We start from the raw sequence: 21,171 nt of genomic DNA, 5'->3' as shown, positions 1-21,171 counted from the left end.
GTGAGGAACGATCGGCGGTACGGACGGTGTCGACTGATCCGGGACGCTACGGACCTCTCGGCTCAGGACGGCGGCCGCGGTTCAGGACGGCGGCCTCGGTTCAGGCGACGTGCACCTCCTCAGGCAACGGGACCGCCCAATAGGCCTCGAGGTGGCGGTAGTTGTTAGTTGAGCTGGGTGCCCCTCATGCCCATGACGGACATCGTGGACGGGCAGGTCGGCGCCACACCATGGCGGAGCCCCATACATTTCGTCCGGCAAGAGTGGGAGACGAATACACCGCGTCACGTGACCGGCGGCCGGCGCCAGGCATCGGAGTGCTCTCGGATCACCTCGTACGTGACGTACTGGGTGATGCGGCATGCGCCAGTGGAGGTGCCTCCCGGCCGGAGGCCGGGGAAACCTCGCGGACTCCCGAAGATCGGAGAGACACCCCCTGAGCGGCGGCAGCGCGCGGCTTCCGTGATGCGCAGGAGGCCCACTCTCCCTATCGTCTGGTGAGGGAGCACGTTCCGCCGACGGGTGTGCACGGAGTCGATCCGGCCGATGCGGTCGGATCGACTCCGCGTATCCGAACCTCGGAGGAACGTCATGCCGGAGCTGTTCATCGGCGGTAAGTGGACCGCTGCTGTGGACGGGCAGGTGCGGGAGATCCGCTGCCCCGCCGACAACACGCTCGTCGCGACCGTCGACGAGGCCGGACCGAAGGACGCCGCCGCGGCGATCGCCGCCGCACGCGAGGCGTTCGACCACGGCCCCTGGCCCGACACCCCGGCCGCCGAACGCGGCCGCCTGCTGCTGCGCGTCGCCGACCTGCTGGAACGCGACAAGGCTGCGCTCGCCCGCGCCGAATCCCTGGACACCGGGAAACGGCTCGTGGAGAGCGAGTACGACATGGACGACATCGCCAACTGCTTCCGCTACTTCGGCAACCTGACGGCGGCGGGCGGCAGCGACCGGATCGTCGACGCCGGCAGCCCGGAGGTGGACAGCCGGGTGGTGCACGAGCCGGTCGGGGTGTGCTCGCTGATCACCCCGTGGAACTACCCGCTGCTGCAGACCGCCTGGAAGGTCGCCCCGGCGATCGGCGCGGGCAACACGTTCGTCCTGAAGCCCAGCGAGCTGACCCCGCACACCGCGATCATCCTGATGCGGCTGCTCACCGAGGCGGGGCTGCCGGCCGGGGCCGCCAACCTGATCCTCGGCGCGGGCCCCACCGCGGGCGCACCGCTCAGCGAGGACCGCCGGGTCGACCTGGTGTCGTTCACCGGCGGGCTGGTCACCGGACGCCGCATCATGGCCGCCGCGGCGCCGACGGTGAAGAAGGTCGCCCTGGAACTGGGCGGCAAGAACCCCAACATCGTCTTCGCCGACGCCGACTTCGAAGCGGCCGTCGACTACGCCCTGATGGCGATCTTCCTGCACTCGGGGCAGGTCTGCTCGGCCGGGGCGCGGCTCCTCGTCCAGGACGAACTGCATGACGCGTTCGTCGACGCGCTGGTCGAGCGGGCCCTGCGGATCCCGCTCGGCGGCCCCTTCGACGAGCACGCCCGGACCGGCCCGCTGATCTCCGCCGCGCACCGGGACAAGGTCGAGGCGTACGTGGCGGCCGGCCTCGCCGAGGGTGCGGTGCTGCGCTGCGGCGGCGCCCGCCCCGACGATCCGGCACTGCGGGACGGCTACTACTACCTGCCGACGGTCCTGGACGAGTGCACGCCCCACATGTCGGTGGTCGCCGACGAGTCCTTCGGCCCGGTGCTCACCGTCGAGCGGTTCCGGGACGAGGAGGAGGCGCTGACGCTCGCCAACGGCACGGTCTACGGCCTCGCGGGCGCCGTCTGGTCGCAGGACACCGGAAAGGCCCAGCGGGTGGCGAACCGGTTGCGCGCGGGAACCGTATGGATCAACGACTTCCATCCGTACGTGCCGCAGGCGGAATGGGGCGGAATGAAGCAGTCGGGCTTCGGTCGCGAGCTGGGCCCGGCGGGCCTGGCCGAGTACCAGGAGGCCAAGCACGTCTGGCGCAATCTGTCCCCGACTCCGCAGAGGTGGTTCGAATGAGTACGGACTCCGGTTCCCGCCCCGGCCCGGCCGTGCCCGGCAAGAGCCAGGGCGAGCACGACGACGACGCGCTCGGCGAGCTCGGCTACCGCCCGGAACTCAAGCGGACCCTGGGCAACTTCCACACCTTCGCCGCCGGGATCAGCTACATCTCGATCCTGACCGGCACCTTCCAGCTGTTCTACTTCGGCGTCACCTTCGGCGGTCCCGCGTACTGGTGGTCGTGGCCGATGGTCTTTGTGGGCCAGTTCATGGTGGCCCTCTGCTTCTGCGAGCTGGCCGCCCGCTATCCGGTCGCGGGGTCCATCTACAACTGGGCCAAGACCTTGGGCGGCCCTCATGTGGGCTGGCTCGGCGGCTGGATGATGATGACGGCCACCATGGTGACCCTGTCCGCCGTGGCGCTCGCCTACCAGATCACGTTGCCGCAGATCTCCGACTGGTTCCAGTTCGTCGGTGACGGCACCGGCAAGAACGACGCGGCGGCCAACGCCGTCCTGCTCGGCACCGTACTCATCCTCTTCTCCACCCTCGTCAACGCCTTCGGTGTGCAGCTCATGGCCCGGATCAACTCGGCGGGCGTCTTCATCGAACTCATCGCCGCCGTCGCGCTGATCGTCTTCCTCGCGGCCCACATCACCCGCGGCCCCAGCACCGCACTGACGGAGACGTACGGACTGGGCAGCGGCCAGAACCTCGGGTACTTGGGAGCGTTCCTCACCGCCTCGCTGGCCTCCGCCTACGTGATGTACGGCTTCGACACGGCGTCGTCCCTCGGGGAGGAGTCCCACGACCCGAGCCGCAACGCGCCCCGGGCGATCCTGCGCGCCCTCATCGCGTCGTTCCTCATCGGCGGCCTGATCCTGCTCTTCGCTCTGCTGGCCGTACCGGACCTGGGGGCCGAGGAGTTGTCCTCGGGCGGACTGCAGTACGTGGTCCTGGAGACCCTCGGTTCGACGATCGGCGAGATCTTCCTGTGGTGCGTCGTCGTCGCCATCACGGTCTGCGTCCTGGCGGTCCAAGCCGCCGGAATCCGGCTGATGTTCGCGATGGCCCGGGACAACAACCTGCCCGCGGGCTCGGTGCTCGCCAAGGTCAGCCCGCGCTTCCAGACGCCCGTGATCCCCGCTGTGCTGATCGGTGTGGTCGGTGTCGTCATCCTGGTGATCAACATCAACCAGCCGCAGATCTTCTCGGTCATCACCAGCATCGCGATCATCATGATCTACGTGGCCTACCTGATGGTCACCGTGCCCATGCTGCTCAAGCGGTTGCGCGGCCAATGGCAGCCCGCCCAGGGGAAGTTCTCGCTCGGCAAGTTCGGTCTGCCCATCAACATCCTGGCCGTCCTCTGGGGTACGGCCATGTCCATCAACCTGGCCTGGCCGCGCGCCGAGGTGTACAACGCGACCGGACCGCAGCACTGGTATCTGCGGTGGGGCGCGTTCCTCTTCATCGGCATCGTCGCGCTCGGCGGCTTCGCCTACTACTGGTTCGTGCAGCGGCACAAGACAGGCGTCCTCGCCGAGCACCGCTTCGAGGCGCCGACCCCACCGACCCCACCGACTCCCGGCAACCTCCCCTGAGGAGTCGGCAACGCGGGGACGCTCCCCCGTAGGTGGATGGCACCTACTCGGCCATGGACGCGTCCCGGTGACGCCTCCCGGTGACGCCCCCCCGCCTGCCGGACCGCCACCACAGCCGCAAGGGGTGACGCGTGCGCCAGGACGGTCGCCGTGAACCCGGCACGCCGCATGCCGTCGAGGCAGGTCTCGCCGCCGTGGGCGAACACTTCGAGCGTGAATCGACCGCACTCGCCGCTGGTGGCCGCCGCTACGCGATCGCCGAGAACAACTCGCTCCACGGGAGGTGTTCGACCCCCTCGTCAACGCCGGTCTCTTCGGCGTGCCCTACGCATCCGAGGGCGGCGGGAACGGCTTGGCTCCCCCGGTCAGGGCGACCGCCGTCGCCATCGATCCTGGCATGCTCTCGCTGTTCATCGTCGACACCTCCCTGCCCGGAGTGCGAGTCGGCGAGCCCGACCAGAAGGCGTTGCGCCTCGACGCAGGCGAGGTGTTCCCCGAGCCGGAAGCCGGCCGGCGGTCGGCATGGCGTGCGATGCCGTCCAGGCGTTCGGCGTGCTCGGCTTCGCTCGGGAGCTCAGCGCCGACGCACACGGGGGCTGGTCGAGGCGATCTACCGCAACAGCAAGATCGGGGAGATCTACGAGGGCACCGACGAGGTTCTGAAGTAGGTCATCGCTCGCACCAACTTCGGAATGCAGATCACCGGATGAGCTCGCGGGCCGCACTTTGATGATGTCGGGCCCAGCCGCGGCTCCGGGGCCCCTGGCTGTCCGGCACCCTCCACGGCTGCCGCGAAGATCGAGGCCGCCGGCCTCCGTGCGCTTGCCGTCGACGGCACGACACGCCGCTCTTTTCGGCCGGTCCTGGGCGGCAACGCAGCGTCGAGATCGGGATCAGCCCTGCGAAGGTACTCGAAGCTGTCCACGGCCGCGGGATCGCCCCAGCCGCTTCCGGTCGTCGTCACGACGAGGAGGTCGTGACGCTGGAACCGCCGGTACGACGCAGGTCGGCGGCGCGCGGGCGGCTCGAGACTCCGCGTCGTCCGCCGTGCCGAGCCCCGCCTACGAGCCGATGGGCAACTGCGGTACGACGTAGAAGACCGCGGCGGCGAGCAGGGGCGAGAGCACCGTCAGCAGGCTGTGGTCCGTCACGTCCAGGAGTCGGCGGATGCGGTGTTGCCACCCATCAAGCGCTCCTTCGTCACTAGAGGGGATCCCTCACGCTCGAACGCACGGTTGGCCGTTCCGGGAACAGCCGGTCCTGCCTGTGCGGTTGCATGACCCGAGGACCGGCGCCTCGGACGGGCCGCACACTCCGACCTACACGTATTTTTCTGCAGAAGGACTGTTTTTCATGACTGACCGCCCCTTGACCCTCATGGCAGTACACGCCCACCCCGATGACGAGGCCACCGGAACCGGCGGAGTCCTCGCCCGGTACGCGGCAGAAGGGATCCGCACGGTTCTCGTGACCTGTACCGACGGCGGATGCGGTGACGGACCGGGAGGTGTCAAGCCGGGCGATCCTCAACACGATCCGGCGGCCGTCGCCTTGATGCGCCGTCAAGAACTCGAGGCGAGCTGCGGCGTCCTGAAGGTCAGCGATCTGGAGGTGCTGGACTATGCCGACTCCGGGATGATCGGCTGGCCGAGCAACGACGCCCCCGACTCCTTCTGGCAGACCCCCGTGGAGCAGGGCGCCGCCCGACTCGCGGAACTCATGCGGCACTACCAGCCCGATGTGGTCGTCACCTACGACGAGAACGGCTTCTACGGCCACCCCGACCACATCCAGGCCCACCGCATCACGATGGCGGCACTGGAGATGACCACGCTGACACCGAAGGTGTACTGGACGACGATGCCCCGCTCGGGGATGCAGCGGTTCGGGGAGATCATGCGCGAGTTCCACCCGGACATGCCCGAGCCGGATCCCGCCGAGGCCGCCGCGATGGCCGAGATAGGACTCCCCGACGACGAGATCACCACGTGGGTGGACACCACCGCGTTCAGCGGTCAGAAATTCGACGCGCTGGCCGCGCACGCCAGTCAGGGCGAGAACATCTTCTTCCTCAAGATGGGCAAGGAGAGGTTCGGCGAATTGATGGGCATGGAGACCTTCGTACGCGTCAAGGACGCCACCGGCGCGCCCGTACCCGAGAACGACCTCTTCGCCGGACTGCGCTGATCCGGCCCGCCCGGCCGGGGCCCGGGAAGCCCACGACCGCGACTCTCTGAAACAGCAGGAAGCAGGTGAGGCACCTACGAATTTTCGTAGGTGCCTCACCTGCTGCTGCTTCTGCTTCTGCTTCTGCTTCTGCTTAGGGCGCGGTGGCCGAACCGTCGTAGACGTTCTTCGGGGTGGCGACCGCTGTGATCGCTCGGGCGAGCAGGGTGGACGGCTCCTGGCCTTCGCTCGTGATGTCGGTGTTCATCATGATCACCAGGGTGGCCTTCTTCGAGGGCAGGTAGACCGTCACGGTCTCGTAGCCCGGGATGGAGCCGTTGTGGCCGATCCAGCCGTTGGTCTTGAGGATGCCGAGACCGTACGTGGTACCGGGGAAGCCGGTGGGCAGTGTCTTGAGCCGCTGCTTCTGGGTCTTGGGGCTGAGCAGTTGCCCGGTGGCGACGGACTTGGCCCAGAGCCGCAGATCGTGCAGGTTCGAGATCATCGCCCCCGCCGCCCAGGCCCAACTGGGGTTCCAGTCCGTCGCGTCGGCGACCTCACCGCTCAGGGTCTGGTTGGTGTAGCCGCGCGGGTGCGGGTGGGGGAATTCGTTGCCCTGCGGGAACAGGGTGTTGCGCAGGTGCGCCGGGTGCAGCACGCGGTGGTGGATGACGTCGGCGAGCGGGCGGCCGGTCACCTTTTCGATGACCAGGCCCAGCAGGACGAGGTTGGTGTTGGAGTACTGGAACTTCTTGCCCGGGGCGAAGGTGTTGCGGTGCTTGAAGCCGTACGCGAGGGACTGGCGCGGGGTGAAGGTGCGCTGCGGGTCGCTCAGCAGGTCGCGTACAAAGTCGGCGTCCTCGGTGTAGGGGAACAGACCGCTGCGCATCCCCGCGAGCTGGCGCAGCGTGATGCGCTTGCCCTTGGGCACGCCCTTCACGTACTTGGAGATCGGATCGTCCAGCTTGACCCGGCCTTCGTCCACGAGCTGGAGCAGCGCGGTGACGGTGAACGTCTTGGTCTCGCTGCCGATCCGGACGAACGAGTCGGCGGACATCGGCTCACCGGTCCGGGTGTCGGCGACGCCCATGGACCGGACGTAGCAGCCCTTGCCCGGCATCCACAGACCGACGACGGCCCCGGGGATGTCCGCCTTCCGTCCGACGTCGTTCATGGCCTTGTCGAGGCGGGACGTGAGTCCCCGTCCCAGGCTGTTCGGGCAGTCGCCCTTATCGGGGTGGGCGGCGATCGGCCGCTGTTCGGCCACGGCGGGATGGGCAGCGGTCGGCGCCCACAGGGACGCGACGAGCAGGGCTGCGCAGAGGGTGCGGCGGGAGGTGGAAGGTCTCATTCGGGGCGCCTCTTCCAGACAGGGGGGCGGACGTCACGAACATCACCGCCTGGGCCCGCGAAGCAGGCCCGACCGCCCGTCCCCGTCAAGAAGTCCACTCGTTCGGCGCCACGGTCAATTTGGTCCGGCCTCCGGACACAGGGGCCGGTAGGCGGGGCCCGGGGGTACGTAAGCGCGCCACTGGTCGGCGGTGAAGGCTCCGCTTGCCCACGCGCACAGCGAGTGCACCGGATCCACCGACGCGTCGACATCCCAGAGCCGCACGGTCCTGTCGTTGCTCCAGCTGGCGATCGTCCTGCCGTCAGCGCCGAAGGCCACGCCGGTGACGGTGTCGCTGTGCCCCTCGAGCGGTTCGCCGATCGGGCGCCGGGTGGCGACGTCCCAGAGCCTGACCGTCCGGTCCATGCCGGCGGTGACCAGCGTCGCCCCGTCGGGGCTGAACGCCAAGGAGTTCACGCCGCTGCGATGGCCGGTGAGCGGTTCCCCGATCTGTTTCCGCGTACCCGCGTTCCAGAGCCGGACGGTGTTGTCGCGGCTCGCGGTGGCGAACATCGTGCCGTCGGGGCTGAAGGTCACAGCGTTGATCTGCGCGGTGTGGCCGGGCCGGGTCCCGCCTGTACGGCGATGCGTGGCGACATCCCACAGCATCACGGTGTTGCCCTCGGCGGTGGTGGCGAGAGTGCGGCTGTCAGGGCTGAAGGCGAGGATGGTCGATCGGGTGTCGAGGGCCTTGCCGATCTGACGCTGTGTTTCCACGTTCCATAGGCGCACGGAGTCCTCGCCGGCAGTGGCGAGGATCCTGCCGTCACGAGTGAAGGAAATGGCCAGTATGTTGCCGCCGTAGCCGGTTTGTTCGTGCATTGACCTGCCGACTTGGCGGCGGGTTCTGACGTCCCGGAGTTGCACACTGGTTCCTGCTCCGTGTCGGGGCGCCGTCGCAAGCACAGTGCTGTCGGGGCTGAAGGAGATCGGGGAGCTGAATCCCGGGTCACCGTAGATCAGCGGCTCGCCGATCTGGCGGCGTGCGGCAACGTTCCAGAAGCGCACAGCTTGGTTGGATTCAGCGACAGCCAGGGTCCGGCCATCGGGGCTGAGTGCTGTCGCGCTGATGCTCGGGGTGTCGAAGGCCGGTCCGACCTGCCGTTGTGTGCGGACGTCCCACAGCCGAACTGTGGTGTCGTTGCTCGCAGTTGCCAGAGTCGACCCGTCCGGGCTGAAAGCCACGGCCCAGACCGTGCTCGTATGGCCGGTGAAGGCTGCTCCCATCCGACGGTGCCGCGAGAGGTTCCAGAGCTGCACGCTGCCGTCTTGGTACGCGGCGGCGAGCATCGTACGGTCGGGGCTGAACGCCACCGCTTCGACCGAGCCGGCGCCGGTGGCGGCGGTCAACGGCTTCCCGAGCGCTTCTCGGGTGGCGGTGTTCCAGAGTCGGACGCCGCCGTCGGCGTCGCCTGCCGCGACGGTCCGTCCGTCTTTGCTGAAGGAGACCGACCCGATGCCGTAGCCCCCGGTCCCCAGTCTTTTACCAAGGGGCGTACGGGAGTTGGCGTCCCAGAGCTGCAGGCCGGCGCTGCCTCCGGTGGCGAAGGTTCTGCCGTCCGGGCTGAAGGCCACCGAGTTGACGGCCAGTGTGCGGCCTTCGGGTGGCTTGCCGATCTGACGATGTGCCGTCACGTCCCACAGCCGCACGGCTCCGCCCGATTCGCCTTCGCCACCGGTCACGAGCGTCCTGCCGTCAGGGCTGAAAGCGGCCGAATAGACCATTCCGGCGCGGGGGTTGAGTACGTCACCGATCTGAGTGCGGTCGGCGACGTTCCAGAGTCGGACAGTGCCGTCGAGACTCGTGCTGGCCAGAGTCTTGCCGTCCGGTGCGAAGGCTACGGATGTGATGGCTCGGTTGTGCCCGATGAACGGGTCACCGATCTTCTGCTGCGTGGACGCATTCCAGAGCCGCACGATGCCGTCGCCGCCTCCGGAAGCAATGGTCCTGCCGTCCGGGCTGTAAGCCACCGATTTCGTGGGCCAGGAATGTGCGAGCAGTCCGCTCGCGGGGTTGACGGCGGCGTTGAGAACGGCGAGGCGGGATTCCGGAGTCGGGTCGATCCGCCATGCGGCCAATGCTTTCAGTCGGGCGCCGAACGGGTCGCGGGTCGCAAGGAAGGAACTCTGGCCGATCAACTGCTGCGCGACGGCGTGGTCACGCTGGCGGGTGGCCTCGGCGCGTTGGACCAGGGCGATCACCGACACGGTGCTCGTGATGAGCAGGAACAGCGCCAGCACGCCCGCGATGATCCTGGCTGTTCGCAGGTTGCGCCGGGTGTCTCGCATGCCTTCCGATTTCAGGTCGTCCTCGGAAAGGCCGCGCACGACGGACGCGATTCCGAGCGCGATTCCATCGACATCCGGTCCCGTATCGCCGCTGCTGTCGGGACGCAGGTCTTGTACGGATTTCCAGACCGGCTGCTGCTCGAATCGTCCGGACAAGCGGGCAGGGAGCGCCGTCGAGAGTTCCGCATCCCAATCACCCCGCTGCTCGTCCCACACGAGTTGTCCGGCGGTCACGACGAGCAGGATGGTGTCGACCGACCGGTGTTTCAGCCACCACTCGATCTCCCGGTCTACCCATGACGAATCTCTCGACTCGGGTGATGCCATGACGACGAGCCACTCGGAGCGGGCGAGACCGGATTCGATCTTTCCCCAGAGCTGCGGTCCGATCGATACTCCACTGGCATCGAGGAACGCCCTGATCCGCGGCGGCTTGTACCAGGGGCGGGACTGCTTTTCGATGGCCCGCTGCAGGTGCGGCAGCCATCGCCGGTCGCGATCTCCGCTGTAGGAGAGAAAGACGCCATAGCCGAGTTCTGTCCGTATCCGCCCTGGCCGCCTACGGCGGGCTTTGAGTGACCGCAACCAGGAGAATGCCGGGCCGATCCTCCGTAGCTGAATATGTTTCCGCACACGGGGTCGACGCTGAAACCGAGCGGGAAAGCGCAGCCGTTTCATGCGGCCGGCACGTACGCGTGGCCGTTCCAGTGCAGCGTGACGTTCGAAGTTGTGCCCTCGGCGCAAGTGGGGTCGCAGGAGTTCTCGGATTTGACGATCGCGTACCGGCCGTCTTCGCCGGGGCCGGAGAGCCGCGCATAGTAATAGGCAAGCCTCCCACCGGAGTAGTGCTCCTCCGGGCCTGCCCAGTCGACGTCCTCGAACCCGTCCTTGTCGGGCACGAGAACCAGCACTCCGTCATAGCGCCCCGGGTTGTAGAGCACGAAGGTATTCCTGGTGGTATCGGAGGCAGGGTCGGCGAAGCGCAGTTCGTTCTCGTAGACGTCCACGCCGATCGGTTCCAGCACATGACCTCTACCTGTGACCGCCGCGATGCAGCCGCTGGGCATCTGGGAACCGGACCGGCGGACCAGAAATACTCGGACTGGTCCGAGGTTCGGGTGCTTGATGTCCCGGTGATCGAGCACTTTTCCCGGACACTTAGCGGAATCCGGCGGGCTGGAAGGAAAAGAGACGGGTGAGGGAGTTTCCTTCGCCGAGCTGCTCGACCTGCCCTTACCGTCCGTGTCGTCTGTGCCGTCCGTGCACCCGCTGACAAACACGATCATCAGAGCCAAGGCTGACATCGCGATCCGAGCCTTTACCGCGCCGCGTTTCCTACCTGAAAGCTGTCGACGTAAACCCTGGGAAGTTCTGGCAGGCATGTAATTCCCCCTGTGCCCGAAAGGCCGATCGGCTGGACAGCAACGCGGGAGTCTACCCAGGTGGATGTGTCATGGGGATGGCTTCCCTGGAATCCGGCCACCGGAGGCTCGTCGCCGCTTAAGGTTGTCCGGTAACGGCTGGTCAGTGTGAGCAGGCCGCACAGCAGGTCTCGCCACGCCTCCACGCCGACCGTGCGGCGGACGACCTTGCGGTCCGGGCCGTGGTCCAGACGTCGAGCTGGTCGCCGGTGCCCGCGTCCAGGACACCCCGGTCGGTCTCGGTGCTGAAGCCCTGTATCAGCAGACTGCCGTCCGATGCTTTCGGGGTTGGCGTCGTCCCGCAGGTGGTCTTCTGCCAGTCGAAGTCGCCTGCCCTGTCGTCCCATTCGCTCGGACATCGTGGTGCAGGCGATCGATGATCGTCCGAGCCTCGGGGCCGTCTACTCCGATCGTTGCTGTGGCGCTATTTTCTTCTCCACCGGACTGGTGACGCGTGCGAACGATGGGGGCGAACGGGCGGATGAGTGGACCCTTAGGCCGTCCTGGCGCTGGCGCCGGGCAGGAACGTCGTTGGATGAGCAGCGGCAGCATGATCGCTCGGCTCGTCGCGGCAACGGCCGTCGGCTCGCTCGCGGGGCTGGGAGTCTTCAGCCTGACGCAGGTGACGAGCCGCATCCTGTTCGTCGTCACGGGCGGTGTCGTAGGCGCTGTGACGGTCCTCGCGGTGCAGTGGTACCGGCGGCTCGCCCAGCTCACCGAGGTGAAGGTCACGATCCCGCAGTTGAGCGAGCTCACCTTCGCCGTCAACAACGACTCCCGCCAGGTCGCCTGGCGCATGTTCGTCGAGACCGTGACCCGGGTCTCGACGCAGCCGCTCGTCGGCGATGTGGGCGTTCTCCGGGAGGCACTCACCTCGTTGTACGGGCTGTTCGCCACGCGCGGGAGACGCTGAAGGCCGCCCGCCCCTCCGCCCCGGTCCCGGGCGGGCAGACGGTCGAGTACCTCGCTATCACCATGCTGAACCGGGAGTTGAGGCCGTTCCTGTCCCAATGGCACCCACGTCTACGGGAGTTCGAACGGGCGCACCCCGACAGCCCGGAATCCGACTGGCCGGACAACGCCGCCTGCCGGGCCGAACTCCAGCGGGTGCAGCACGCCATCCACGACTACGCGATCGGCTTCGCCCGCCTCGCCGGGGTCCGTGAACCAGAGCCCCTCGTCCGATACGTCCCCGCCCCCCGAGCCTCCGACGGCAGACCCGAGGGGAGCACGATGCCTGCGGCCGGCAACGGTCCGGTCGCGCGGTGACTGTCCCAGAAGGCGGCTACGGGCGTTCATCTCGTACAGCCACGTCTGGGACAAAGACATCGCGAAGGCCTTCCAGAGCGCGTTGCAGAGCTTCGACCGCCCCTGGTACCGGCCACGAAGCCTCAAGCCGTTCCGGGACGAGACCAACCTCGCGGCAAGTCCCCACCTGTGGCAGGAGATCGAGGAGGGGCTGTCCCGCTCGCGGTGGCTCGTGGTGATGGCGAGCCCGCAGGCAGCCGCGTCCCCGTGGGTACGGCAGGAGATCCGCTGGTGGCTCACCCACCGGTCGGCCGAGACGCTGCTCATCGGCTGGACCGACGGCACACTGGTATGGGATTCCGCCAGGTCAGCGTTCGACTGGCCTCGGACAGATGCCCTGCCGCAGGAGGAGAGGGACCAGGCGTTCGACGCGGAACCCCGCTGGGTCGACCTGCGTTGGCTGCGTGGTCCGGAGCAAGCCAGTGCAGCCGACCCGCGCTTGGTCGAATGCGTCGCGGAGTTCGTGGCGCCTTTGACCGGCAAGTCCAAGGACGAGTTGATCGGCGACCATGAGCGCCGTCGCCGCCAGTTGATGGTTCAGGCGTACCGGCTCGCTCCGACGGCCGAGGCGGTGGGCGCGCTTGTCGAGAGCCAGGCGATGCCCCGGGTGATCCACGGACGCGGTCCGGTGCGTGCGGCCTTGTACAGCAGCCGAGGGCTGCTGGCCGTGGCCGATGACAGCGGCATCCGGCTCCTCGCCCCCGCCCGCGGGACACAGCCGGTGTTCACGGAGTCCGCCGAACGCCGGTTGACCGCAGTCGCGTTCAGTCCCGACGGCCGGCTCCTGGCGCTCGGCGACGCCGCAGGCAGCGTGCGGATGCTGGATGTGACGGACCGCGACAACCCCAGGAACCTTGGGGCTGTTTCAGCTGTGGCCGGCCGCAAGGAGGTTCTTGTCCTCGCTCTCACCTCCAGAGGTCGACTGTTCGTCATGACCGGGAAGGCCGGTGCGGCCCTCGACGTCTCGGACCCCGCACGTCCGAGGTCCCTCGCTTCCCTGCCCGACCATCCGGTGGCAGTGAGCCCGAGGGGCGATCTGGTGGTCTCGGAGGAAAGAAGCAAGAAGGGCGGACACCTGGGACGCCTGCGGTTGTCGACCGTGTCGGGCTCCGCCCGGCCGCGCCCGGTCGCCACAGTCGTCTCACCACCTCAGGTCGATAGCTCCGCAGCGCCGCAGCGTGCGGTCTTCAGCCGGAACGGGCGCCTGCTCGCTGTCGCCGGTAACGACAGCCAGGTGCGGCTGTGGGATGTGGCCGACCCCGCCCGTCCGGCCGCAAGACCGAAGCTGTCCGCGCTGAGCCGCTTCGGTATCCATTCCGTAGCGTTGTCTCCTGACGCGACCACTCTGGCGACTGGGGACAGCGACGGCACGGTCTCCCTCTGGGACGTGTCCGACCCCCTACGCCCTCGCTCCGGAGTTCGGCTGAGCGGCCGCGCGACGACGGTGGGCGGCCTCTCCTTCAGCCCGGACGGGCACACCATGGCTGCGTTCGGCGTCGACAACGCCTTCGGTCTCAGCAGCGACACCGCCCTGCGGCTGTGGGCTGTGTCGGGGAACGAGCGGACCTCCGCGTCCACGACGCTGCCGACCGAGGGCACCTTTCCGCCCGCATTCGGCCCGGACAGCCGCCTGCTGGCCGCAGGGGGTGAACCCTCGCTCACTTCCGACCGGTTCTTCCCTTGCGCAGGAAGCCCAGCAGGCGGGTCCGCGGCCAGGTGTTGATCACGTCGTCCCTGGTGAGCCAGCCGCGCTGCGCCATCCCCACGCCGTAGCGGATGTTGGCCAGGTGGAGGACGGAATGAGCGTCGCTGTCGACGGCGAACTTCACTCCGTGCCGCCGGGCCCGCAGGATGTCCTCGTCGCGCAGATCGAGCCGGGCCGGATGGCCGTTGATCTCAAGGGCGGTGCCGGTGCGCGCACACGCGGCGAAGATCTCGTCGAGGTCGGCGTCGACGGGCGGCCGCTTGCCGATGATGCGGGTGGTGGGGTGGCCGATGACGTTGACGTACGGGTTCTCGCAGGCCCGTACGATCCGCCTGGTCAGCGCCTCACGGCCCTGGTTGAAGTGCGAGTGCACCGAGGCCACGCACACGTCGAACCCGGCCAGGAACTCCTCCGGCCAGTCCACCTCGCCGTGGGTATCGATGTTCAGCTCCACGCCGTGCAGCAGCCGCATGCCCGTGCCGCCCTTGCCGCCGTAGGTTCCGTCGAGTTCCCGTACGCGTGCGCGCTGAGCCAGCATCCGCTCGTCCGTCATCCGCTGCATGGAGAGGTCCGGGCCGTGATCGGTGATCGCGTAGTAGGCGTAGCCGCGTTCCGCGGCCGCGGCGACCATCTCCTCCAGTGGGGCGAGACCGTCGGTGAGGTCGGTGTGCGTGTGCAGGTCGCCGCGGATGTCCTCCTCCTCGACCAGGTCGGGCAGTTCGTCGTGCAGCCCGGCCTCGATCTCACCGCGGTCCTCGCGCAGAGTGGGCGGGATCCACGGCAGGCCGAGCCGCGCGTACACCTCCTCCTCGGTCTCGGAGGCGATCTTCTCCTCGGTCTCGGCGTCGAACAGTCCGTACTCGGAGAGCTTGAGCTTCTGGTGGACGGCCAGTTCCCGGGTGCGGATGTTGTGCGCCTTGGAGCCGGTGAAGTACTGCAGTGCCGCTCCCCAGGAGTCCGGCGGTACGACGCGCAGGTCGGCGGAGAGGCCCCTGGTGGTACGGATGGACGTCTTCTTCCTGCCGTGCACGATGACCTCCGAGACGTACGGCAGCTCGGTGAACGCCCGCATCAGCGGCGCGGAGGTGCCGGCTGCGGCGAGCACGTCGATGTCGCCGATCGTCTCGCGGAAGCGGCGCAGCGAACCCGCGTGGGTGCAGCGCCGACAGCCGGTCACCTGGGACAGCTCGGTGACGATGTCGTCGGCGAGGTCCGTGGCGATGTCGAGCAGGACCCGCTCTCCGGAGGACTGGAGGAGTTCGATGCCGTGGAGGATGTTCTCTTCCGTCTTCGGGCCGAACCCCTTCAGGTCCCGCAGCCGTTCCTTGTGGATGGCGTCGGCCAGTTCCTCGACGGAGGAGATGCCCAGCTCCTCGTACAGGACGCAGGCCGTCTTCGGGCCGAGCATGGGGATGGCGGTCAGCCGCCGGACGCCGGCGGGGATCTTCGCCCGCAGCGCCTCGACCTCGGACACGCTGCCGCTGCGGACGTACTCGACGATCTTCTCGGCGATCGACTTGCCGACGTTGGGGATCTCCCGCAGGCCCTTGGCGTCGAGGGTGGACACGTCGGCGTCGTAGCCGCCGATCGAGCGGGCGGCCCTCTCGTAGACGCGCGCCTTGAAGGCCTCTCCGCCGGTGATCGAGATCAGGTCCGCGTACTCCCTGAGCAGCTCCGCGACCTCGTCGTTGGACCGAGTCATGCCGTCCGAGTAGGCAGGCGACGCCCCGTTCATGCATGCGGTGCCGTCGCTCCGGCACGTCACCTGGGCGTACCACGGTTGTGCCGGTCCCGGGGACGGCTGATTCTGTAGGGGATGAACGGGGCTGATCTGGCGCCATGACCGTACCGAACGCGGAGCAAAGCGCTGACTTTCGTGGTCCGCTCGACGTCACCCGGGCCGCCACGCTGGTCGTCGACGCCCAGGACACGGTCATCGGCTGGAGCCCCGCGGCGGAGCGGCTCCTCGCCTACCAGCCGCAGGACATCGTCGGCCGGCCCCTGGCCACGTTCCTGTCACCCGGCCCGACGCCCTCCGTGCTCCCTCTCCCCTTCCAGGGAAACGAGATCCGTATCGCCCGGCACCGGGACGGGCGTGAGCTGATCGTCGCCATCGCCATGTGTCCCCTGCCGGGCACCGGCACCGCTGCGCGCGTCCTCGTCGCGACGGAGCTGCAGGATCTCCGGCTGTGGGAATCCCGCCTCGCGCTCCTGCACGGACTGGCCACCCAGTCACCCCTCGGCCTGGCCATCTACGACACCGAACTGCGCCTGACCTGGTGCAACGCGATGTACGAACGCGAGATGGGACGGCCGTTCGCCGAGTTCCGCGGCCTTCGGGCCGATCAGCTGTACTTCGAGGGAAAGTTCGTGACCACCGGGCATCCCCCCACTCTCGACGAGGTCATGCACCACGTACTGGATACCGGAGAGCCATTTCTGGACCTGCACTTCCAGGGACGGCCGCCCAGCGACCCGGAGACGGACCACGTCTGGTCCTGCGCCTACTACCGGCTCCAGGACGCCGACGGGCACGTCATCGGAGTGTGCGAGGACGCATTCGACATCTCCGATCGCTACAAGGCGCAACAGCGGCTCGCCCTGCTCGTCGAGGCAGGCCGCGGTATCGGAACCGCCCTCGATGTGACGGTCACCGCCGAGAAGCTCACCGAGGTGGCGGTGCCGGAGTTCGCCGAAACGGTCACGGTCGACCTTGCGAGGGCCGTTCTGGAAGGCGAGGTGCCGACCGCCGGCGGCTCGGCGGCGATGTCCCTGGTGCGGGTTGCCCGCTGCCCGTCCGAGGAAGCCGACCAGGAGACGCGCGCCGGGCGGCCGGGACAGCAGCCTCCGCCCCCTCCCCCGGTGAACGCCGTGAGCGCCGTGAGCGCCGTGAGCGATTCACTCGTGGAGTACCCGGCTGGTTCGCCGCAGTATCGCAGCCTCTCCTCGGGCGGTCTCGTGCTCGACGGCACGGCCCTGGTCGTGCCGCTGCGCGCCGGGAACAGCACCCTTGGACTCGTCACGTTCATGCGCGGCACCGGTTCAGCCACCTTCGACAGCGGCGAAGTAGCGCTGGCCGACGAGTTGGCCGCCCGTACGGCAGTGTCCATCGACAACGCCCGCCGCTTCACCCGCGAGCGCACCGCGTCCCTGGCCCTCCAACGCCAGTTGCTGCCGCAGCACGTGCCGGAGCAGTCAGCGGTCGACCTGGCCTACCGCTACCTGCCCTCGGACGACATGACCGGCGTCGGCGGTGACTGGTTCGACGTCATCCCGCTGTCCGGAACCCGGGTAGGACTCGTGGTCGGGGACGTCGTCGGCCACGGTCTGCAGGCAGCCGCCACCATGGGACGGCTGCGTACGACGGTACGGGCGTTCGCCCAGATGGACTTGGATCCCGTCGAGCTGTTGTCCCGGCTCGACGATCTGGTGGCGCAGTCGGTGGAGGAGCAGCGGGGCGAGCAGGGCATGTCCGACGGCACCTACGCCGATGTGACCACCGGGGCTACCTGTCTGTACGCGGTCTACGACCCGGTCTCCAGGCGCTGCGTCATGGCCAGGGCCGGGCACCTGCCGCCGGCGGTCGTCGACCCGGACGGCCGGCTGTCCTTCCCGCTGCTGCCGGCGGGGCCGCCCCTGGGAATCGGCGGCCTGCCGTTCGAGTCGCTGGAGATCGAGCTGCCGGTGGGCAGCCTCCTCGCTCTCTTCACCGACGGCCTGGTCGAGGCCCGCGACCGCGACATCGACCACGGGCTCGAAATCCTGGGACAGGTACTCAGCGACCGGAACGCGTCGCTCGAAGCACTGTGCGACCGGGCCGTGGCGGAACTGCTGCCCGGCGGCGGGGCCGCCGACGACACCGCCCTGCTGCTCGTCCGTACCCGCGAACTCGACAGTTCGCAGGTCACTGAATGGGAGCTGCCCGCGGAACGTGTCGCCGCGGGCCGCGCCCGGGACCTGGCCACTCGACAGCTGCACCACTGGGGCCTCGAAGAGCTGTCCTTCGCGACCGAGCTCGTCGTCAGCGAGCTGGTGACCAACGCGGTCAGGTACGCGGAAGGGCCGATCCAGGTACGCCTCATCCGTGACCGCACCCTCCTGTGCGAGGTCGCGGACAGGGGCCACACCTCACCGCACCTGCGCCACAGCGGCGAGGAGGACGAGGGCGGGCGCGGCCTGTTCATCGTCGCGCAACTCGTCCAGAGGTGGGGAACCCGCTACACCCGCTCCGGCAAGACCATTTGGACCGAGCAGGCCCTTCCTGCGATGTGATGCGGGCCGCAGACGGGCGAGCGATTTCCGCAGGCGGACAGTTCCGGGTCGGCTGAGAGGAAGGGCATGACGTACCCGGATGGCTTTCGATGCTGCGGCGGGCGTTCGGACAGCCGAACGCCCGCCGGAGTTGGGACCGTTGCGTCAGAACGCCAGGGCCGCGCTCTTCGCGAGAACCGCGTGCAGTGTGCAGCCGTTGGCGAACGTGGCCGACCAACCGACCCGTCTGCCTTCCCACACCCCCGTCGCGAAGACCGTGACGGGCGCCCACTGCTTGGTGCACATGGCGTTCGTGGTCGGGCGCGCCAGGTCGCTGAACCGGCCGTCGACAGCCTTCAGTTCGGCACAGGCTGCTTGGGCGTCGGGGTGGGTGCCGGAGGGCCGCGGGGAGCAGGTGAGGGTGGCTGAGCGCTCCACTGCGATCGTCGTGGCGTCGGCACCCCGGCCCACGGCCAAGACGAGATCCGTCGGTGCGTAGAGCCCCTCTTCCCCGGCCGGTACTGAGGGGCGGTCAGAACGATCCTGCGCCACAGCCGTTCCGGCCGTCGCGGTCAACAGACAAGCGGCGGCGGTGGCAGCTGCGGCCATCGTTCCGAGTGCATGACGCATGAGGGTTCCCTCTCTCCTTGAACTCCGCGGGGTTCCCGCGGAGTTCTCGTACGGACGACGCGGGTGTTCGTTCGTCGCGGTGAGGAGTCTTGCCCGTGCGGAGAGTGAGCGCCACTTGGGCGTCGACTACCGGACGGCTCTGTTCGGTCAACGGTGAGCAAGCGGCAAACTTCGCTGGCCAGCACGGAGGGCAAGGCGCTGACCGCGCCCCCAACATGCGGGTGCCACCCGGTGGTTCAACGCATAACGACAGCCTGACCTGGGGAGACAGAGGTTCACGTCTCAACCGCGTCAACCAGCTGTCACCGTCAACGACCGGAAAGTGCTCCTGCGCTCGGTGAGGACTGAATCGGGCTCTGACGAACAACGTGTCGAGCAGGCCGTCGAGGCCATCAGCATCCGCTGAGCGGTGGCGCGTTGCTCAGGGCTCAGCCCATGTGCGGGTAGTCGATGCCGACGGGGGCGTTCCAGGTCTCCTTGATGGCCCGCGGGCTGGTCCAGCGCTGGATGTTCATCAGCGACCCGGCCTTGTCGTTGGTGCCGGAGGACCGGCTGCCGCCGAAGGGCTGGCGGGACACGATCGAGCCGGTGGGCTTGTCGTTGACGTAGAAGTTGCCGGCCGCGCCGCGCAGCGCCCGGTGCGCCTGGTCGATCGCGGCGCGGTCCGTGGCGAACACCGCGCCGGTCAGCGCGTACGGGCTGGAGGAGTCGACCACGTCGAGGATCTCGGCGTACTTGGCGTCCTCGTAGACGTGCACGGAGATGATCGGCCCGAAGTACTCGGTGGTGAAGACCTCGTCGGCCGGGTCGTCGCAGACAAGGACGGTGGGCTCGACGAAGTAGCCGGTCGAGTCGTCGCAGCCGCCGCCGGCGAGCACCTCGATGGAGCCGGTGCGCGCCGCGCGGTCCAGGGCCGTCTTGTGCTTGGCGAAGGCGCGGGCGTCGATGACGGCGCCGCCGAAGAAGGAGAAGTCGCTGACGTCGCCGTACCGGATGGAGCGGGTCAGGTCGGCGAGCTCGTCTCGCAGGCCGCCGTCCCAGAGGGATCTCGGCACGTACGCGCGGGACGCCGCCGAGCACTTCTGGCCCTGGTACTCGAAGGCTCCGCGCGCGAACGCGGTGGCCAGCGGGGCCGGGTGGGCCGAGGGGTGTACGACGATGAAGTCCTTGCCGCCGGTCTCGCCGACGATGCGCGGGTAGCTGCCGTAGCGGTCGAGGTTGTCGCCGATGGTGCGCCACAGCTTCTTGAACGTGGCGGTGGAGCCGGTGAAGTGCAGGCCGGCGAAGCCCGGGTCGGCGAGCGCCACCTCACTGACGGCCCGGCCGTCGCCGGTGACGAGGTTGATCACGCCGGCGGGCAGCCCGGCGGCTTCGAGCAGCCGCATCGTGAAGTGTGCGGCGAACTGCTGCGAGGGCGTCGGCTTCCACACCACCGTGTTGCCCATCAGCGCGGGGGCGGTGGGCAAGTTGCCCGCGATGGCGGTGAAGTTGAACGGTGTGATCGCGGTGACGAAGCCGTCCAGGGGCCGGTAGTCCATGCGGTTCCACTCGCCGGGGGCCGAGCGCGGCTGCTCGGCGATGATCTGCCGCGCGTAGTGCACGTTGAACCGCAGGAAGTCGATGAGTTCGCAGGCGGCGTCGATCTCGGCCTGCTGCACCGACTTGGACTGGCCCAGGATGGTGGCGGCGTTGATGGTGTTCCGCCACGGCCCGGAGAGCAGTTCGGCAGTGCGGAGCAGGATCGCCGCACGGTCGTCGAAGGACATCGCGGCCCAGTCGGGGGCGGCGTCCTTGGCCGCCTGCACGGCATCGGCCACGTCCTGGGAGGTGGCCTGCGCGGCGGTGCCGAGGACGTGACGGTGGTCGTGCGGCTGCACCACGTCGAACCGCTCGCCGTCGCCGCGCCGCTGCACGCCGCCGATGGTCTGCGTGAGATCGATGCGCTCGGACTTCAGCTGCGCGATCCGCTGCTGCAGCGACTCCCGCTCCGCCGAGCCGGGCGCGTATCCCTTGATGGGTTCGTTGTGGGGCTCCGGTACCGCAGTGATGGCGTCCATGAGGGTCCTCCTTGGGACGGGCGTCCGAGAGCTCGGTCTCGCGGTGGCCAAGGCTGGGAGGAGGCCGTCGGCAGCGGTGCGCCGCTCGACGTCCGCACCTGTCAGGACCAGCATGGCAGCCCCTGGCCTACCGCGCCGGTGGCTCGTCGAGGCCGGCGTCCCTCGCCTCGGCGAACTCGGCGACGCACCACCGCAGTGTCGTTCACAGGAACTCGCCATGCGGTGACACTCCGCGTACGGCGTTACGGCGTTACGGCGCTACGGCGCTACGGCGCTACGGCTCGAGACGGCGACACGGTTCCCTCGC

Annotated in this window: 13 protein-coding genes; 7 read left to right on the top strand and 6 right to left on the bottom strand. The window is 68.6% G+C overall.

Translation table 11 applies throughout. The features are described from left to right. Positions 1 to 591: 591 nt before the first annotated feature. From RCO28_RS32540 to RCO28_RS32530, 3 genes are all read left to right on the top strand, one after another. A complete protein-coding gene (locus RCO28_RS32540; protein WP_308944917.1) occupies positions 592 to 2,061 on the top strand; it encodes an aldehyde dehydrogenase family protein in 1,470 nt (489 codons plus the stop codon). After that, positions 2,058 to 3,647, top strand: a complete 1,590-nt coding sequence (locus RCO28_RS32535; protein WP_308944916.1) for an amino acid permease — start codon at positions 2,058 to 2,060, stop codon at positions 3,645 to 3,647. The genes RCO28_RS32540 and RCO28_RS32535 overlap by 4 nt, the downstream gene beginning before the upstream one ends. 1,353 nt (positions 3,648 to 5,000) lie before the next feature. Beyond that, entirely contained in the window at positions 5,001 to 5,834 is an 834-nt protein-coding gene (locus RCO28_RS32530; protein ID WP_308944915.1) for a PIG-L family deacetylase, read from the top strand. 133 nt (positions 5,835 to 5,967) lie between these two features. Here RCO28_RS32530 and RCO28_RS32525 read toward each other — a convergent pair whose 3' ends face one another. The 3 genes from RCO28_RS32525 to RCO28_RS32515 form a co-directional block, all read right to left on the bottom strand. Next, a complete protein-coding gene (locus RCO28_RS32525; protein WP_308944914.1) occupies positions 5,968 to 7,164 on the bottom strand; it encodes a serine hydrolase domain-containing protein in 1,197 nt (398 codons plus the stop codon). Between the two features lie 114 nt (positions 7,165 to 7,278). Then, complete coding sequence (locus RCO28_RS32520) at positions 7,279 to 10,170, bottom strand: TIR domain-containing protein (protein ID WP_308944913.1); 2,892 nt, start codon at positions 10,168 to 10,170, stop codon at positions 7,279 to 7,281. Beyond that, positions 10,167 to 10,778, bottom strand: coding sequence for a hypothetical protein (locus RCO28_RS32515; protein ID WP_308944912.1), 612 nt, complete (start codon positions 10,776 to 10,778; stop codon positions 10,167 to 10,169). Before RCO28_RS32515 ends, RCO28_RS32520 begins: the two co-directional genes overlap by 4 nt. Positions 10,779 to 11,448: 670 nt before the next feature. On the opposite strand from RCO28_RS32515, the gene RCO28_RS32510 reads away from it, so the two are divergent. The 3 genes from RCO28_RS32510 (at position 11,449) to RCO28_RS32500 (ending at position 13,944) form a co-directional block, all read left to right on the top strand. Beyond that, positions 11,449 to 11,826: a hypothetical protein gene (locus RCO28_RS32510; RefSeq protein ID WP_308944911.1), complete on the top strand. Its 378-nt coding sequence runs from the start codon at positions 11,449 to 11,451 to the stop codon at positions 11,824 to 11,826. 62 nt (positions 11,827 to 11,888) lie between these two features. After that, positions 11,889 to 12,182, top strand: coding sequence for a hypothetical protein (locus RCO28_RS32505; RefSeq protein ID WP_308944941.1), 294 nt, complete (start codon positions 11,889 to 11,891; stop codon positions 12,180 to 12,182). Continuing rightward, positions 12,076 to 13,944 carry a toll/interleukin-1 receptor domain-containing protein gene (locus RCO28_RS32500; protein WP_308944910.1) on the top strand — a complete coding sequence of 623 codons (1,869 nt, stop codon included), beginning with the start codon at positions 12,076 to 12,078 and terminating at the stop codon, positions 13,942 to 13,944. Before RCO28_RS32505 ends, RCO28_RS32500 begins: the two co-directional genes overlap by 107 nt. On the opposite strand, the gene polX is transcribed toward RCO28_RS32500, so the two are convergent. Beyond that, positions 13,880 to 15,628, bottom strand: coding sequence for a DNA polymerase/3'-5' exonuclease PolX (polX, locus tag RCO28_RS32495; RefSeq protein ID WP_308944909.1), 1,749 nt, complete (start codon positions 15,626 to 15,628; stop codon positions 13,880 to 13,882). The two genes, RCO28_RS32500 and polX, sit on opposite strands and share 65 nt — an antisense overlap. Before the next feature lie 137 nt (positions 15,629 to 15,765). On the opposite strand from polX, the gene RCO28_RS32490 reads away from it, so the two are divergent. Beyond that, positions 15,766 to 18,198 (top strand): SpoIIE family protein phosphatase, encoded by a 2,433-nt coding sequence (locus RCO28_RS32490; RefSeq protein ID WP_308944908.1) that lies wholly within the window; start codon positions 15,766 to 15,768, stop codon positions 18,196 to 18,198. A gap of 144 nt (positions 18,199 to 18,342) precedes the next feature. On the opposite strand, the gene RCO28_RS32485 is transcribed toward RCO28_RS32490, so the two are convergent. Next, positions 18,343 to 18,786: a subtilase-type protease inhibitor gene (locus RCO28_RS32485; protein ID WP_308944937.1), complete on the bottom strand. Its 444-nt coding sequence runs from the start codon at positions 18,784 to 18,786 to the stop codon at positions 18,343 to 18,345. Positions 18,787 to 19,235: 449 nt separating this feature from the next. After that, positions 19,236 to 20,864 (bottom strand): L-glutamate gamma-semialdehyde dehydrogenase, encoded by a 1,629-nt coding sequence (pruA, locus tag RCO28_RS32480; RefSeq protein WP_308944907.1) that lies wholly within the window; start codon positions 20,862 to 20,864, stop codon positions 19,236 to 19,238. Positions 20,865 to 21,171: the final 307 nt, after the last annotated feature.

It is taken from the genome of Streptomyces sp. LHD-70 (assembly GCF_031157275.1).
Classification (GTDB): domain Bacteria; phylum Actinomycetota; class Actinomycetes; order Streptomycetales; family Streptomycetaceae; genus Streptomyces.
Note: the sequence above shows the minus strand (reverse complement) of the source record. Positions and strands in the feature narration are given on the sequence as shown.

What these genes read in the sequence shown, in the direction of transcription:
- RCO28_RS32540 (WP_308944917.1), top strand. Translation starts at nt 592, where the DNA reads ATGCCGGAGCTGTTCATCGGCGGTAAGTGGACCGCTGCTGTGGACGGG.
- RCO28_RS32535 (WP_308944916.1), top strand. Translation starts at nt 2,058, where the DNA reads ATGAGTACGGACTCCGGTTCCCGCCCCGGCCCGGCCGTGCCCGGCAAG.
- RCO28_RS32530 (WP_308944915.1), top strand. Translation starts at nt 5,001, where the DNA reads ATGACTGACCGCCCCTTGACCCTCATGGCAGTACACGCCCACCCCGAT.
- RCO28_RS32525 (WP_308944914.1), bottom strand. Translation starts at nt 7,164, where the DNA reads ATGAGACCTTCCACCTCCCGCCGCACCCTCTGCGCAGCCCTGCTCGTC.
- RCO28_RS32520 (WP_308944913.1), bottom strand. Translation starts at nt 10,170, where the DNA reads ATGAAACGGCTGCGCTTTCCCGCTCGGTTTCAGCGTCGACCCCGTGTG.
- RCO28_RS32515 (WP_308944912.1), bottom strand. Translation starts at nt 10,778, where the DNA reads ATGATCGTGTTTGTCAGCGGGTGCACGGACGGCACAGACGACACGGAC.
- RCO28_RS32510 (WP_308944911.1), top strand. Translation starts at nt 11,449, where the DNA reads ATGAGCAGCGGCAGCATGATCGCTCGGCTCGTCGCGGCAACGGCCGTC.
- RCO28_RS32505 (WP_308944941.1), top strand. Translation starts at nt 11,889, where the DNA reads ATGCTGAACCGGGAGTTGAGGCCGTTCCTGTCCCAATGGCACCCACGT.
- polX (WP_308944909.1), bottom strand. Translation starts at nt 15,628, where the DNA reads ATGACTCGGTCCAACGACGAGGTCGCGGAGCTGCTCAGGGAGTACGCG.
- RCO28_RS32490 (WP_308944908.1), top strand. Translation starts at nt 15,766, where the DNA reads ATGACCGTACCGAACGCGGAGCAAAGCGCTGACTTTCGTGGTCCGCTC.
- RCO28_RS32485 (WP_308944937.1), bottom strand. Translation starts at nt 18,786, where the DNA reads ATGGCCGCAGCTGCCACCGCCGCCGCTTGTCTGTTGACCGCGACGGCC.
- pruA (WP_308944907.1), bottom strand. Translation starts at nt 20,864, where the DNA reads ATGGACGCCATCACTGCGGTACCGGAGCCCCACAACGAACCCATCAAG.